General features: G+C 72.5%; 16 protein-coding genes. 10 read left to right on the forward strand and 6 right to left on the reverse strand.

The features are described from left to right. Window positions 1-4 precede the first annotated feature (4 nt). On the reverse strand, window positions 5-814 hold the full coding sequence (locus C4T78_RS14350; RefSeq protein ID WP_218161406.1) for a helix-turn-helix transcriptional regulator: 810 nt from the start codon (window positions 812-814) through the stop codon (window positions 5-7). A 31-nt stretch (window positions 815-845) separates the two neighbouring features. On the opposite strand from C4T78_RS14350, the gene C4T78_RS14355 reads away from it, so the two are divergent. Next, complete coding sequence (locus tag C4T78_RS14355; RefSeq protein WP_093344748.1) at window positions 846-1,214, forward strand: DUF4345 family protein; 369 nt, start codon at window positions 846-848, stop codon at window positions 1,212-1,214. A gap of 3 nt (window positions 1,215-1,217) precedes the next feature. On the opposite strand, the gene C4T78_RS14360 is transcribed toward C4T78_RS14355, so the two are convergent. The 3 genes from C4T78_RS14360 to C4T78_RS14370 form a co-directional block, all read right to left on the reverse strand. After that, entirely contained in the window at window positions 1,218-1,904 is a 687-nt protein-coding gene (locus C4T78_RS14360; protein ID WP_093344751.1) for an HAD family hydrolase, read from the reverse strand. A 22-nt stretch (window positions 1,905-1,926) separates the two neighbouring features. Further along, complete coding sequence (locus C4T78_RS14365; RefSeq protein WP_235862940.1) at window positions 1,927-3,213, reverse strand: MFS transporter; 1,287 nt, start codon at window positions 3,211-3,213, stop codon at window positions 1,927-1,929. Between the two features lie 171 nt (window positions 3,214-3,384). Continuing rightward, window positions 3,385-3,795, reverse strand: coding sequence for a YjbQ family protein (locus C4T78_RS14370; RefSeq protein WP_093344756.1), 411 nt, complete (start codon window positions 3,793-3,795; stop codon window positions 3,385-3,387). 104 nt (window positions 3,796-3,899) lie between these two features. On the opposite strand from C4T78_RS14370, the gene C4T78_RS14375 reads away from it, so the two are divergent. Continuing rightward, window positions 3,900-4,949, forward strand: a complete 1,050-nt coding sequence (locus C4T78_RS14375) for an aminotransferase class V-fold PLP-dependent enzyme (RefSeq protein ID WP_093344759.1) — start codon at window positions 3,900-3,902, stop codon at window positions 4,947-4,949. Between the two features lie 55 nt (window positions 4,950-5,004). Next, the gene (locus tag C4T78_RS14380; protein WP_093344761.1) at window positions 5,005-5,958 is read left to right on the forward strand and encodes a hypothetical protein; all 954 of its coding nucleotides are present in this window, start codon (window positions 5,005-5,007) and stop codon (window positions 5,956-5,958) included. 6 nt (window positions 5,959-5,964) lie between these two features. Here the strand turns inward: C4T78_RS14380 and C4T78_RS14385 are convergent, their stop codons facing one another. Continuing rightward, window positions 5,965-6,411, reverse strand: a complete 447-nt coding sequence (locus C4T78_RS14385; RefSeq protein ID WP_093344763.1) for a ferritin-like domain-containing protein — start codon at window positions 6,409-6,411, stop codon at window positions 5,965-5,967. After that, window positions 6,408-6,899, reverse strand: coding sequence for a hypothetical protein (locus C4T78_RS14390; protein ID WP_093344765.1), 492 nt, complete (start codon window positions 6,897-6,899; stop codon window positions 6,408-6,410). Before C4T78_RS14390 ends, C4T78_RS14385 begins: the two co-directional genes overlap by 4 nt. Before the next feature lie 248 nt (window positions 6,900-7,147). On the opposite strand from C4T78_RS14390, the gene rimP reads away from it, so the two are divergent. The 7 genes from rimP to C4T78_RS14425 all read left to right on the forward strand — a co-directional run bounded on the left by rimP (window position 7,148) and on the right by C4T78_RS14425 (window position 14,293). Continuing rightward, window positions 7,148-7,705 carry a ribosome maturation factor RimP gene (gene rimP, locus C4T78_RS14395; RefSeq protein ID WP_093344767.1) on the forward strand — a complete coding sequence of 186 codons (558 nt, stop codon included), beginning with the start codon at window positions 7,148-7,150 and terminating at the stop codon, window positions 7,703-7,705. Continuing rightward, on the forward strand, window positions 7,702-8,763 hold the full coding sequence (nusA, locus tag C4T78_RS14400; protein ID WP_093344769.1) for a transcription termination factor NusA: 1,062 nt from the start codon (window positions 7,702-7,704) through the stop codon (window positions 8,761-8,763). Before rimP ends, nusA begins: the two co-directional genes overlap by 4 nt. A 146-nt stretch (window positions 8,764-8,909) precedes the next feature. After that, entirely contained in the window at window positions 8,910-9,191 is a 282-nt protein-coding gene (locus C4T78_RS14405) for a DUF448 domain-containing protein (protein ID WP_235862941.1), read from the forward strand. A gap of 92 nt (window positions 9,192-9,283) precedes the next feature. After that, window positions 9,284-12,214 (forward strand): translation initiation factor IF-2, encoded by a 2,931-nt coding sequence (gene infB, locus C4T78_RS14410; protein WP_093344774.1) that lies wholly within the window; start codon window positions 9,284-9,286, stop codon window positions 12,212-12,214. 61 nt (window positions 12,215-12,275) lie between these two features. Beyond that, on the forward strand, window positions 12,276-12,569 hold the full coding sequence (locus C4T78_RS14415) for a DUF503 domain-containing protein (protein WP_093344777.1): 294 nt from the start codon (window positions 12,276-12,278) through the stop codon (window positions 12,567-12,569). Between the two features lie 111 nt (window positions 12,570-12,680). Next, on the forward strand, window positions 12,681-13,181 hold the full coding sequence (gene rbfA, locus C4T78_RS14420; RefSeq protein ID WP_093344779.1) for a 30S ribosome-binding factor RbfA: 501 nt from the start codon (window positions 12,681-12,683) through the stop codon (window positions 13,179-13,181). A gap of 134 nt (window positions 13,182-13,315) precedes the next feature. Next, window positions 13,316-14,293 (forward strand): DHH family phosphoesterase, encoded by a 978-nt coding sequence (locus C4T78_RS14425; RefSeq protein WP_093348142.1) that lies wholly within the window; start codon window positions 13,316-13,318, stop codon window positions 14,291-14,293. Window positions 14,294-14,381 lie beyond the last annotated feature (88 nt).

The raw sequence follows: 14,381 nt of genomic DNA on the forward strand, positions 1-14,381 counted from the left end.
CGCCTCACCTCGCGAAGCCCCCGGAGGCCGGTTCTCCGGGGGCTTCGCGCTGCCGGACGTGGACGTCGAGCGGGACGGCGAGCAGCCGGCTCGGGGCCAGCCCGAACATCGCGTGGAACACCGAGCTGAAGTGCGATGGGCTCGCGAACCCGGCCGCGGCCGCGGCCCGGGTCAGGTCGGCCCCGTCGGCGATGTGCGCACCGGCGACGAGCATCCGCGCCCACAACCGGAAGCGGCGCAGCGTGGTCCCGGTGTCCCGCTTGAACAGCCGGAGGAAGTGCGCGGGCGAGAGGTGGACCGCGGCGGCCAGGCGCGCGGCGGAGAGATCCGGCTCCGCGCTCAGCATCGCGACCGCGGCCGTGATGCGCTCGTCCCGCCGCACCTCGGCGTCGCCGGTCGCGCGCTCCACCCACCGCTGCAGGCCACCGGGCTCGGTCAGCGACCCGGCCAGCTCCGCCAGCTCCCGCTCGTGCCGGTGCCCGGCGCGGATCCCCTCACCTGGCCGCAGCACCGCCAGGCAGGCCCGCTCCTGCGGTGATCCCGGTTCGAGGAAGTAGCAGGCCAGGCGGCCGGTCGGGGTGACCTGGCAGGTCAGCCGCGGCGGGATGAAGACGCTGCGGTGGTGCTCGACGCTGCCGCCGACCGCGACGCGCAGCGGCCCGTCGATGCCGATCACCAGGCAGGACGCCGCTCCGGTGTGCTCGTCGAGCCGCAGCGTCGGTCCGCGGTAGAGCGCTTCGCCCGGCAGCAGCCACACCGCGCCGCGCTCGGCAGAGCACGTTTCTGGAAGCGCCCCGGTCACCGGCTCCCGCATCGTTGTCGGCGATCTCGTTGGGAGGGACGAAGTGGACGCAGCATTCCTGGTCATCGTGACCACCTTCTTCGCCGGACTGGGCATGTTCGGGCTGATCGCCCCGGCCGCGCTGCTGCAGCCGTTCGCGATCGACGTCAGCGCGCCGGAAAGCCGCTCCGAGGTGCGCGCCGTCTACGGCGGCTTCGGCATCGCGATCGCCGCCGTGCTGGTGGTGGCCGTGCTGGACATCGCCGGCATGCGCAGCGGCATCGCGATCACCGTCGCGGCGGCGCTGCTCGGGATGGCCGCGGGGCGGGTGGTGTCCAGGTTCGCCGACCGCCGCACCCCGTTCTACCCGGTCTGGTTCTACTTCTGGGTCGAACTCCTCGGCGCCGGGATGCTGGTGGCCGCCGCCTGGTGAGGCTCAGGACAGGGCGGTGAGCACGGCACCCGTGTCGGACAGGTCCGGCAGGACGGCGTGGGCGCCGGCGGCGCGGAGCTCGGCTTCGGTGCTGCCGCCGGTGGCCACGCCGACCGCCACGGCGCCGAAGCGCAGCGCGCCCGCGACGTCGTGCGGCGTGTCGCCCACGACCACCACCGAGTCGGCGCCGATCGCCGCGCCCGCCCGGTCCGCGGCCTTGGCGACGGAGTCCGCGATCAGGTCGTGGCGGTGCACCGAACCGGCGCCGAAACCGCCGATCTCGAAGTCGACGTGGCGGTGCAGGTCGAAGGATTCGAGCTTGTGGAAGGCCACCTCGGGGAGGTTCCCGGTCACCAGGGTCTGCACGAACCCGGGTTCCACCGCCAGCGCCTCCAGCGCCCGCGCGGCCCCGGGCAGCGCGCTCCCGCGCTGCGCCAGCTCATCGCGGGTTTCGGCGACAGCGCTGGTCAGCGCGGTGAACATGGCCGCGATCGTGGTCTCGTCGGCGGCGACGCCGTGGTTCTCCAGGACGTCGGTGGTGATCGCCAGTTCGGTGCGCCCCGCGGTGTCGGGCATCTGCTGCAGCTCGCGGCCGGTGACCGCCGCCAGCGCGCGGCGGTACCAGCGGGGGCCGAAGCCCCGGGCGTCGATGAGGGTCAGGTCGATGTCCCACAGCACGAGTCGCGTCACGGATCCATCGTGCCAGCCGCGCTCAGGACGTCAGTTCGCGGCGAGCCGTTTCGGGAACGACGGCCATGCCGACGACGGTCAGCGCCAGGCAGCAGACCAGCAGGATCACCACCGGCGTCGGCGACTGCGTGGTCCGCAGCAGCGCGGTACCCGCCAGCGGTGCCGCCGCACCGGCCAGCACGGTCGCCGCCTGGTAGCCCAGCGAGACACCGGAATACCGCACCGAGGTGCCGAAGAGCTCGGCGTAGAAAGCGGATTGCGCACCGGTCAACGTCCCGTGCAGCAGCAGGCCGATCGCCACCGCCAGGAACACCAGCACCGATTGGTGACCGGCGACCAGCGGGAAGAACACGAGTGTCCACAGTGCACACGCCAGCGCCGCGCCGATCGCCACCGGGCGGCGCCCCAGCCGGTCCGACAGCGCGCCACCGGCCAGCATCGCCAGCGCCTGCACCAGAGAACCGACGGTGACCGCGGCGGTCGTGATCGCGGTCGGCAGCCCGATGCTCCCCGCGTAGACCAGCAGGAAGACGGTGAACACGTAGAACGCCGCGTTCTCGCCGACGCGTGCGGCGAAGGCCGCGAACACCTCGCGCGGATACCGCCGCAACGCCTCCAGCACCGGTGCCCGCGCCTCGCGGCGCTGGTCGGCGACGGCCTGGAACAGCGGCGACTCGGCGACCCGCAGCCGGACCCACAAGCCGACCACGACCAGCAGGATCGAAGCCAGGAACGGGATCCGCCAGCCCCAGGCGGAGTACTGCGCGGCCGTGGTGCTCGCGGCGACGGCCGCGAGGGAGGCGGTGGCCAGCAGGTTGCCCAGCGGCCCGCCGGTCTGCGGCCAGGCCGTCCAGAACCCGCGCCGCTCCCGGGGCCCGTGCTCGGCCACCAGCAGGACAGCGCCGCCGAACTCGCCGCCGAGCGCGAAGCCCTGCACCAGCCGCAGGGCCGTCAGCAGCAGCGGAGCGGCGATCCCGATCTGCTCGTAGCCCGGCAGCAGACCGATCAGCACCGACGCCGACCCCATCAGCACCAGGCTGATCACCAGCAGCCGCTTGCGCCCGACCCGGTCGCCGAAGTGCCCGAACACCAGCCCGCCCAGCGGCCGGGCGGCGAACCCGACGGCGTAGGTCACCAGCGCCAGCAGCACGCCCAGCAGGCCATCGGAGTGCGGGAAGAAGACCGGCCCGAACACGGTCGCCGCCGCCGCACCGTAGAGGAAGAAGTCGTAGAACTCGACGGTCGTCCCGACCACGCCCGCGGACACCACGCGGCCGAGCCGCCGCCCGCTCACCCCTGTCGTCACCACGAACGCAAAGAGTGCGCGCGCGAACACGAACCGCGCAAGATCCGCTTCCGCCCCGCCCGCACCGGTGCAGACCCTCGAAGGCGCCGATCGCACCCCTCGCGCGGCAACGACCGGGCCGCCGCCTGCGGAAACGACGTCCGCGTCAGGCGTCGCGTCGATTTCGGCGCGGGGTCAGCCGGGGAGGAAGGAGAGGCGGACTCGGCGGACCGGGTTGTCCACGTTGGTGTCCACCAGGCACACCGACTGCCAGGTGCCCAGCGCCATCCGGCCGCCCAGCACCGGGATCGAGGCGTACGGCGGGACGATCGCGGGCAGCACGTGGTCGCGGCCGTGCCCGCGGGAGCCGTGCCGGTGCCGCCAGCGGTCGTCCTTGGGCAGCAGTTCGCGCAGCGCCGCGAGCAGGTCGTCGTCGCTGCCCGCGCCGGTCTCGATGATCGCCAGGCCCGCGGTCGCGTGCGGCACCCAGACGTTGAGCAGTCCGTCGCCGGCCGACACCGAGCGCAGGAACCGCTCGCACTCCTCGCCCAGGTCGTGGACGGCCTCGACGGACCCGGTGCGGACCTCGATCTCCTCGCTGCGCATGGCCCCACGGTATTACGCACCCGCTCCCGTCGTCAGCGCACAGCCGCGCACTCGCGGGGCGCGAACCGTTCCGGAACGGACGGGTCCGGTGCGAGGATGCGGAGATGCGAGAGGCATTCGGCGCCGAGTTCGACGTCCCGGACGGCTACCTCAACACCGCCAGCATCGGCATCCCACCCACCGCGGTGGCCCGCGCGGTCGCCGAGTCGGTGCGCCGGTGGGGGAGCGGGCTGGACGGGCCCGGTGACTTCGAGCCCGCCGTGGCCACCGCCCGCGCCGCCTTCGCGCGGCTGATCGGGACCACCGCGGACCGGGTGGCCATCGGCGCCACCGCGTCCCAGCTCATCGGGCTCGTCGCGGCCAGCCTGCCGGACGGCGCGCGGGTGCTGGTCGCCGAGGGCGACTTCACCAGCGTGCTCTTCCCGTTCGCCGCGCAGCAGGACCGCGGCGTGCAGGTGACCGCGGTGCCGCTGGAGGAGATCACCGCGCGCGCCGCCGACCACGACGTGGTCGCGGTCAGCGCGGTGCAGTCCAGCGACGGCCGCATCGTCGACCTGGACGCGCTGCGGAAGACCTCGGAGACGAGCTCGACGCGAGTGCTGCTCGACGCCACGCAGGCCGTCGGCTGGATGCCGCTGCAGCTCGGCTGGGCGGACTGGGTGGTCAGCGCGGCGTACAAGTGGCTCATGTCGCCGCGCGGGACGGCCTGGCTCGCGATCCACCCCGATGCGCCGGAGCTCCGCCCCAGCAGCGCCAACTGGTACGCGACGGAGGACCCGTGGACGTCGACTTACGGACTGCCCCTGCGACTGGCGGGCGACGCCCGCGCGCTCGACCTCTCGCCCACCTGGTTCTCCCAGGTCGGCGCGGCCGTGGCGCTGGACTGGCTGGCCGGGCTGGACATGGCGGCGGTGGCCGCGCACTGCACCGGCCTGGCCGACGAGTTCCTGGCCTCGCTGGGCCTGCCACCGGCCGGTTCGCCGATCGTCTCGGTGCAGGTACCGGACGCTGTGGCGAAGCTCACCGGAGCCGGGGTCGCCTGCGCCGCGCGAGCCGGTCGCGCACGCCTGGCGTTCCACCTGTACAACACCCGGGCGGACGTCGAGCTGGCCGCTCGGGCGCTGGGAGGAACGTCCGGGGTGTCCGTCTCGTAATCCGCAACCGCTACCGTAAGTCTCCGTGCCCGACCGAAGAGGTGCACCCGAAGACATGACGGGTGAACAAGCCGACACGCAGCGCGAAACCGCTCCGCTCCGCCGCGACAACTCGCGGATACAGCCGGATCGGGCACCGGTCGACCCCGGACCCGGGCAGAGCACCCGGCCGGTCTTCCCGCCCCCGCCGCGCCCGGCGCAGCAGCCGACCAACCCGCCGACGCAGCAGGCCAACCCGCCGGTGCATCCGCAGACGAACCCCCCGGTGAAGCAGCCGACGAATCCGCCGGTGCACCCGCAGACGAACCCGCCCGGGTACCAGCAGGCGAACCAGTTGCCGCCGCAGCCGGTCAACCCGCCGGTGCGCCCGACGACCAACCCGGGGACCAGCAGGCAGCCGATGCCCGAGCCGCCGCCGCCGTCGTCGCGGAGCAAGATCACGCCGATGGGCTGGGCCCTGCGCGGCGCCGGACTGCTCGCCATCTCGCTGGTGTCCGGGCTGATCTGGCTCGCGGTGAAACCGGACGCGCCGGAGCCGGAGGAGACGCCGCCGCTGGCGACGAAGTACGACTTCCAGCCGATCCGCCGCGAAGAGGGATTCCTCGGCTGCCAGAACGTCTCGGACTACAAGATCCAGGAGTTCTTCAAGAACGAGGAGTGCGAGCACCTCACCCGCGCCCTCTACAACACCACCCTGCCGGACGGCACCCGCGTGCTGACCTCGGTCGTCACCGTGCAGATGCGGAGCGCGGACAGCGCGCAGCGGCTCAACGACCTGACCGCCGAGGAGAACACCGGCAACATCCGGGACCTGGTCGACGACGGCATCCAGAACACCCAGGACCTGCCCAAGCTCGCCGACAAGGCCTACGCCTCGGAGCGCCAGGACAACCTCGTGGTGATCGGCGACTCCGCGTACTACGACAAGAAGACGACGAACAAGGACCCGAGCCTGCTCGACGTCTCGAAAGAAGCTCTCAAGCTCGGCTGGCCGCAGGACAAGGGCTGACCGGGATCAGGCTTGACCGGGGAAGGCCTGGGCCGCGGGCTGCTGGCCGACGGTGAGCCGCCACCGGGTGGCTCGGGTCGCCGAGGTGGTCAGCCCGTCCAGCGCGGTGCCGCGCAACCCGGGGTCGTCGGTGTTCTCCAGCACCGAGCGCCAGCCGACCTGGCAGTCGCCCTCGGCCTTGATCAGCAGGCCGATCGCGGAGTCCTGGTCGCTCACCCGCTCGCCCACGTCGTAAGCGGGCTGCGCCGACGGCGGGATCTGCCCCGCGCCGCGGATGACCTTCTCCGCCGTGTCGCGCAGCCTGCGGTGCTGCTCCTGCGCGTCGTCGATCGCGCTGCGCACGCGGTTCTCGCCGACGTAGGCGCTGGCCAGGCCGTAGACCCACAACGCAGCGTGTTCCGCGCTCAGCGCGCTGCGCAGCGCCGTGCCCTCCGCGTCCGAGAGTTCGGTCACCTCAGCACCTCCAGCAGACTCGCGCAGCTCGCCGAGATCGATCCCACCAGCCCCGCCCGGTAGTCCGGCAGCGCGGGCACGAGCCCCGCCGCCTGGTCCCGGGCGCTGTTCAGCGCTTCGACCAGCGCCTGCGACGCCGCGCTCGCCGATCCCGGCGCCTGCTGCGGCGGTGCGTCCGGCACCGACGGCGGGTCCTCGGGATCGCGCGGGTTCAGGCGGTCGATCTCCTGCTGGAGGGCGCCCGCGTGCGTGTTGCGCGCCGTGGCGATCTCGTTGGCGACGTCGGCCAGCTTCGCGTGCGACCGCGCCACCGCTTCGGCCAAGCGGGCGTCGGACTTCGCCGCGTTCGCCAGCGCCAGCAGCTGGTCCGGCTCGTCGGGCGCGGAGCTGCACGCGGTGCCCAGCGCGGCCACGACCGGGGTCGCGGCGATCAACCGCAGCACGCTTCGCCTGCCCAGCGCCGACCGGGCTCGCGAGGGGGATTCCACGTCGGCCTATCCTGCCAGGCGACCAGGTCGACCGGCGTCCGGGCACCGACCGGGGCCTGATCCACTCGGTCCCGGCGCGATCCGCCGATCGTAGGGATCCCACGGCGCGCTCGGGTGCCGAGGGACGCGATACCCTGGGCGACCGCGACCGGCACGTGCAGCACTGGTCGCCGACCCCGCGCGCGCCGTCCGGCGCCGCGCCGCCGCCAGGTCTGAACAGACCGCGATTGAAACTTGGGAGTGCCAACGTGTCCAGCCCGCCGCGTGGTGAGATCACCGCGCAGCTGGAGCCCGTCGTAGCCGAGGCCGTGGCTCGGACGGGCTTCGACCTGGAGGAGCTCGGCGTGCAGCAGGCCGGCCGCCGCCGCCTGGTCAAGGTCGTCATCGACTCCGACGAAGGAGTCGGGCTCGACGACATCTCCGAGATCAGTCGGGAGGTGTCGAAGGTGCTGGACGAGCACGAGCACGTCCTGGCCGGCTCCTACACGCTCGAAGTCACCTCGCCGGGCGTGGACCGGCCGCTGACCCGGCCCCGGCACTGGCGCCGGGCGCGCTACCGCCTGGTCAAGATCCGCCTGGCCGGCGGCGAGCAGCTGGTGGCCCGCGCCGGGGAAGCCGATGATGACGGTGTCACCGTGCTGACCGGCGGTGAACTGCGCAGGCTGTCCTACCGCGACGTGGAGCGCGCGGTGGTCGAGGTGGAATTCCAGCAGCCACCGGCGGAGGATCTGGTCAAGCTGGAGCGGGCTGCGGGCGGCGTCTCCCAGGCGGGAGACGACCGGGAAGACACGGAGGAGTCGAGGTGAACGTCGACATCGCGGCGTTGCGTGCGATCGAGCGCGACAAGGACATCCCGTTCGAGACGGTCCTTGAAGCGATCGAATCGGCACTGCTCACCGCATACCGCCACACCGAGGGCCACGAGCCGCACGCCCGGGTGGAGGTGGACCGCAAGACCGGCGTCGTGCGAGTCCTCGCGCACACCTTGGCCGCCGACGGCAGCGTGCAGGAGGAGTGGGACGACACCCCGGAGGGCTTCGGGCGGATCGCGGCGACCACCGCGCGGCAGGTCATCCTGCAGCGGTTGCGCGACGCGGAGCACGAGCGCACCTTCGGCGAGTTCGCCACCAAGGAGGGCGAGATCCTCGGTGGTGTCATCCAGCGCGACGCGCGGGCGAACTCGCGCGGCATGGTCGTCGTGCAGGTCGGCGACAGCGAGGGCGTGATCCCGGCCGCCGAGCAGGTGCCCGGGGAGAACTACGAGCACGGCACCCGGATCAAGTGCTACGTCTACGGCGTCTCGCGCAGCGCGCGGGGCCCGCAGATCTCGCTGTCGCGGACGCACCCGAACCTGGTCCGGCGGCTGTTCGCGCTGGAGGTCCCGGAGATCGCCGACGGCACCGTGGAGATCCCCGCGGTGGCGCGCGAGGCCGGGCACCGCTCCAAGATCGCGGTGCGCTCGACCGTCTCCGGCGTCAACGCGAAGGGCGCCTGCATCGGCCCGATGGGCGCGCGGGTGCGCAACGTGATGAGCGAGCTGGGCGGCGAGAAGATCGACATCATCGACTACTCCGACGACCCGGCGACCTTCGTCGGCAACGCCCTGTCGCCGGCCAAGGTAGTCTCGGTGGAGGTCGTCGACGAACGCACCAAGACCGCGCGGGTGGTCGTGCCGGACTTCCAGCTCTCGCTGGCGATCGGCAAGGAGGGCCAGAACGCCCGGTTGGCCGCGCGGCTGACCGGCTGGCGCATCGACATCCGCAGCGACGCCGATCCGAGCACGAGCCCGAGCAGCGCCCCGGACCCCGCGGCGGGTCTGGACCCCGCGGTGGACGGTGTGCAGACCGCGGGTTCGGCCGAGTAACGTCGTCGGGTTAGAATCGATGGCAGGCTGACGCGAGGGGAGCAACAATCCGCACACGTGTGTCCGGCGAGCACGACGAGAGTCGTGGGCCGGTGCGTACTTGCGTGGGATGTCGCACCCGGACGTCGCCTGCTGAGCTGCTGCGCGTGGTCGCCGGTGGCGACGGGGTTCCCTCCGTCGTCGTTCCCGATCCGCGACGTCGGCGGCCGGGCCGGGGAGCCTGGTTGCACCCCGATCCGGCATGCCTGCGTCTGGCCGAGCGGCGCCGGGCGTTCCCACGCGCGTTTCGCGTGCGAGGAGCACTCGACGCCTCGGCGGTGCACGAGCACATCGGTGCCGGGCGACCGCAGCACGCGGCTCACGACAGGACCGACGCGGGATCCGTCCCGCGCCAGGCAATTGATGGAAAGCAGGTCGACCCGTCATGAATCAGCCGTGAAGCTGAAGCCATGAACGCGCATCGGCGATAGGACGAGGTCGAGCGGGACTGCCGCCCGGCCTCACCCAGATGAGGAGAGCAGTGGCAGGCAAGGCCCGCGTACATGAGCTCGCCAAAGAGCTCGGTGTTACCAGCAAGGAAGTACTGACCAAGCTCGCCGAGCAGGGCGAGTACGTCAAGTCCGCGTCGTCCACCGTGGAGGCCCCGGTGGCCCGCAGGCTGCGCGACGCGTTGAACAAGTCGTCCAAGAAGGGCGGCGACAAGCCCGCTCCGGCGGACAAGCCCGCGCGCTCCGACTCGGGCGTGCCGAAGCCGGGCCCGAAGCCCGGCCCGCGCCCCGAGGCGTCCGCGCCGAAGCCGGGCCCCAAGCCCGGCCCGAAGCCGGGTCCGCGGCAGCCGGAGCCGCAGCAGGTGAAGCCGGAACCGCAGCAGGTCAAGCCCGAGCCGCCGGTCAAGCCCGCGGAGCAGGCGCCGGCCGCGAAGACCGAGCACAAGCCGGGCCCCAAGCCCGGTCCGAAGCCGGGCCCGAAGCCCCACGGCGAGGCGGACGGTGGCACCGTTCCGCCGCGGCCGAAGGCGCCCAAGCCCGGTCCGCGCCAGCCGCGCGTCGGCAACAACCCGTTCGGCGTCGGCAGCGGTGCGCCGCAGCAGCGTCCGCCGCGCCCGGGGCCCGGTCCCCGTCAGGGCGGTGGCCAGGGCGGCCCCGGTCGTCAGGGCGGCGAGCGCCGTCAGGGCGGTGGCCAGGGCGCCGGTTCGGCTCCGGCCCCGGGCGGTGCTCCGCGCGGTGACGGCGGTTCGCGTCCGAACCCGGGCATGATGCCCCCGCGTCCGAACCCCGGCATGATGCCGCCCCGCCCGCCGCGCAGCGGTGGCGGACCCGGCGGTGGCCGCGGTGGCGGTCGTGGCGGCCCCGGTGGCGGCGGCGGCCGTCCGGGCGGCGGCGGTGGCGGTCGTCCCGGTGGCGGTGGCGGCGGCTTCCGCGGCGGCGGTGGCGGCGCGCCCGGTGGCGGTGGCGCCCCGGCAGGCGGCGGCTTCCGCGGTCGTCCCGGCGGCGGTGGCCGTCCGGGCGGACCCGGTGGCCGCGGTGGCACGGCCGGTGCCTTCGGCCGTCCCGGTGGTCCCGCGAAGCGCGGCCGCAAGTCGAAGCGGCAGAAGCGCCAGGAGTACATGGAGAACATGCAGGCGCCGTCGGTCGGCGGCGTCCGCCTCCCGCGCGGTGGTGGCGAGACCGTTCGCCTGCGCCGCGGTGCTTCGCTGACCGACTTCGCCGAGAAGATCAACGCCAACCCGGCTTCGCTGGTGCAGGCGATGTTCCACCTCGGTGAGATGGTCACCGCGACCCAGTCCGTCTCCGACGAGGTGCTGGAGCTCCTCGGCCAGGAGATGAACTACAAGGTCGAGATGGTCTCGCCGGAGGACGAGGACCGGGAGCTGCTGGAGTCGTTCGACATCAGCTACGGCGACCCGAACAGCTCCGAGGAGGAGCTGCAGGCGCGTCCGCCGGTGGTGACCGTGATGGGTCACGTCGACCACGGTAAGACGCGACTGCTCGACACCATCCGGAAGGCGAACGTGCAGGCCGGTGAGGCGGGTGGCATCACCCAGCACATCGGCGCCTACCAGGTCGTCACCGAGCTGGAGGGCAACGAGCGCCCGATCACCTTCATCGACACCCCGGGTCACGAGGCGTTCACCGCCATGCGTGCCCGCGGTGCGAAGTCGACGGACATCGCCGTGCTGGTGGTCGCCGCCGACGACGGCGTCATGCCGCAGACGGTGGAGGCGATCAACCACGCCCAGGCGGCCGGTGTGCCGATCGTGGTCGCGGTCAACAAGATCGACGTCGAGGGTGCGAACCCGGCGAAGATCCGCCAGCAGCTGACCGAGTACAACCTGGTCGCCGAGGAGTACGGCGGCGAGACCATGTTCGTCGACATCTCGGCGAAGCAGGGCACCAACATCGACAGCCTGCTCGAGGCGATCCTGCTGACCGCGGACGCCACGCTGGACCTGCGGGCCAACCGCAACATGCCGGCGCAGGGCGTGGCGATCGAGGCCCACCTGGACCGCGGTCGCGGCCCGGTGGCCACGGTGCTGGTGCAGCGAGGCACGCTCCGCGTCGGAGACTCGGTGGTCGCCGGGGACGCCTACGGCCGCGTCCGCCGGATGATCAACGAGAACGACGAGGACGTCCCCGTGGCGCTGCCGTCGCGGCCGGTGCAGGTCATCGGTTTCACGTCGGTGCCGGGTGCGGGTGACACCTTCCTGGTGGTCGACGAGGACCGGGTGGCGCGGCAGATCGCCGACCGCCGCGGGGCTCGCATCCGCGAGGCCCAGAACGCGGCCAAGCGCAAGCGCGTCAGCCTCGAGGACCTGGACAAGGTGCTCAAGGAGACCAACCAGCTGAACCTGATCATCAAGGGTGACAACTCGGGTACCGTCGAGGCGCTCGAAGAGTCCCTGATGAAGATCGAGGTCGGCGACGAGGTCGAGCTGCGGGTCATCCACCGCGGCGTCGGTGGCATCAACGAGTCCGACATCAACCTCGCCACCGCGGAGAACACCATCGTCCTGGGCTTCAACGTCCGGGCCGAGGGCAAGGCGGCCGAGGTCGCCAACCGCGAGGGCGTGGAGATCCGGTACTACTCGGTGATCTACCGGGCCATCGAGGACATCGAGCAGGCGCTCAAGGGCATGCTCAAGCCCGAGTACGAAGAGGTCGAGCTCGGCAAGGCAGAGGTCCGCGAGGTCTTCAAGTCCTCCAAGGTCGGCACCATCGCGGGTTGCATGGTCACCGAGGGCGTCATCAAGCGCAACGCCAAGGCACGTCTCCTGCGCGACAGCGTGGTGGTCGCCGAGAACCTCAGCGTCAACTCGCTGAAGCGGTTCAAGGACGACGCCACGGAGGTCCGCGAGGGCTTCGAGTGCGGTCTGACCCTGGGGTCGTACAGCGACATCAAGGTCGGCGACATCATCGAGCCCTACGAGATGCGCGAGAAGCCGCGCGACTGAGTCGCAGTGCGCAGGGGGTCGTCGGACTGACGGCCCCCTGCGTTCGCGGTTTGGGGGACCCATGTACGTCGGTGTGCTCGAAGTGGACGTGCTCCTCGGCGACGTGCACTCGCTGAAGCAGAAGCGCGCCGTGGTCCGGCCGGTGGTGGCCGAGCTGCGGCGGCGCTTCGAGGTCGCGGTGTCCGAGGCGGGCAACCAGGATCTGTACCGCCGCGCGCTGATCGGCGTCGCGGTGGTCTCCGGCGACGCTTCGCACGCGCGCGAGGTGCTGGACGCGTGCGAGCGGCTCGTCGCCGCACGCCCGGAACTGGAGCTGCTCTCGGCCCGCCAGCGCATGCTCGGACCAGAGGACTGAGCGGTTCCGCGGCCTGCGGGTCGTGGAACCTCTGCGCCCGCCCGATCGCGGGTGTCAACGGCGGCCCGGGCCGCTTCAACTGAACTGAACTTTTCTCGAAGGAGGTGCGCCGTGGCTGATGCTCCGCGCGCCCGCAGGCTCGCCAAGCGGATCGCCCAGATCGTCGCGTCCGGGCTGGAGCACGAGGTCAAGGACCCGCGGCTGGCGATGGTGACCATCACCGACGCCAGGGTCACCCCGGACCTGCGGGATGCCACTGTCTACTACACGGTCTTCGGTGACGACGCGGACTACGCCTCGACCGCCGCCGCGCTGTCCAGCGCGACGGGGGTGCTGCGCTCCCGCGTCGGCCAGCAGACCGGCGTGCGCTTCACGCCCACGCTGACGTTCGTCGCGGACACCGTGCCGGACAACGCGCGGCGGATGGAGGAGCTGCTCGCCAAGGCCAAGGAGGCCGACGCGGAGGTGGCCCGGCTGGCGTCCGGCGCGGCGCACGCCGGTGACGCCGATCCGTACCGGACCAGCACCGACGATGACGAGGCCGACACCGACGGTGCGGAATCGGAGTCGTTTTCCGACGCCGATGTGCGGCGTGGGCCACAGAGTGGTTGAGTCGCAGCGCAGCATCAGGTGCGTTGTGCACGGGCGGTCGCAGCGGCCGCCCATGCCGTGGAGGTGAACCTGTGCGCGGGCAACCCGAAGCAGACGACCGGTCCGGAGTCGCGGCGGATCCCGTCGCACCGGCTGTGGTGGCGGCCGCCCGCAAGCTGGCCGACGCCACGGACGTGACGCTGTTCGGGCACGTGAACCCGGACGCGGATGCGCTCGGCAGCGCGCTCGCGCTGGGCCGGGCGCTGCGGCGACGGGGCTGCACCGTCCGCGTGTCGTTCGGCACGCCGGACCTGCCGCCGGCCTCGCTGCGCGACCTGGACGGCGACGGCCTCGTGGTGCCCGTCGACGAGGTTCCCGCCGCGCCGCCCACCCTGGTGGTGTGCGACACCGGCAGCCTGCAGCGGCTCGGCCGGTTGGCCGACCGGGTCGCCGGGACCATCGAGGCCGGTGGCGATGTCATCGTCATCGACCACCACGTCTCGAACACGCGCTACGGCACGCTGCACGTGGTCGACGAGCACGCCGAGGCGACCGTGATGATCGTGCTGCGGCTGCTCGACGAGCTGGGCGCGGAGCTGGACCTGCCGATCGCGCGGTGCCTGTACGCGGGGCTGGTCACCGACACCCGCTCCTTCCGGCACGCCAGCGCGCGGACCCACGAGGTGGCGGCGCGGCTGCTGCGCGCCGGGGTGGATCCGGAGGCGACCACGCGACCGCTGCTCGACACCCACCCGTTCGGCTGGATGGGCATGCTGGCCGGTGTGCTCGGAGCCGCTGAGCTGGAGCCCTCAGCCGCGCGCGGGCTCGGGTTCGTGCACGCCACAGTTCGGCTGGCCGACTCCGACGGGCTGCGGAGCGAGGAGCTCGACAGCGTCATCGACGTTCTGCGCACGACCAGCGAGGCCGAGGTGACCGCGGTGCTGAAGGAGATGGCGCCGCAGACGTGGTCGGTGTCGCTGCGCGCGGACAGCCGCTTGGACGTCGGCCACGCGGCGGCGGCCTGCGGCGGTGGCGGTCACCGCCTGGCCTCGGGTTTCACGGCGCAGGGCAAGCCGGAGGACATCATCGAGTCCATCCGCAAGGCCCTCGACGAAGCCCCGTTCCTCGGCTGACCCCGACCTCCCGACCTGCGCGATTTCAATGGAAGTCGCGCGAGTCGTCGGCGAGTCGTCCCCCGACACGCCGACGAAGACGCAATTT

It is taken from the genome of Saccharopolyspora kobensis (assembly GCF_900108315.1).
Lineage (GTDB): Bacteria > Actinomycetota > Actinomycetes > Mycobacteriales > Pseudonocardiaceae > Saccharopolyspora > Saccharopolyspora kobensis.

What these genes read in the sequence shown, in the direction of transcription:
- C4T78_RS14375 (WP_093344759.1), top strand. Translation starts at nt 3,900, where the DNA reads ATGCGAGAGGCATTCGGCGCCGAGTTCGACGTCCCGGACGGCTACCTC.
- C4T78_RS14370 (WP_093344756.1), bottom strand. Translation starts at nt 3,795, where the DNA reads ATGCGCAGCGAGGAGATCGAGGTCCGCACCGGGTCCGTCGAGGCCGTC.
- C4T78_RS14415 (WP_093344777.1), top strand. Translation starts at nt 12,276, where the DNA reads ATGTACGTCGGTGTGCTCGAAGTGGACGTGCTCCTCGGCGACGTGCAC.
- C4T78_RS14380 (WP_093344761.1), top strand. Translation starts at nt 5,005, where the DNA reads ATGACGGGTGAACAAGCCGACACGCAGCGCGAAACCGCTCCGCTCCGC.
- C4T78_RS14350 (WP_218161406.1), bottom strand. Translation starts at nt 814, where the DNA reads ATGCGGGAGCCGGTGACCGGGGCGCTTCCAGAAACGTGCTCTGCCGAG.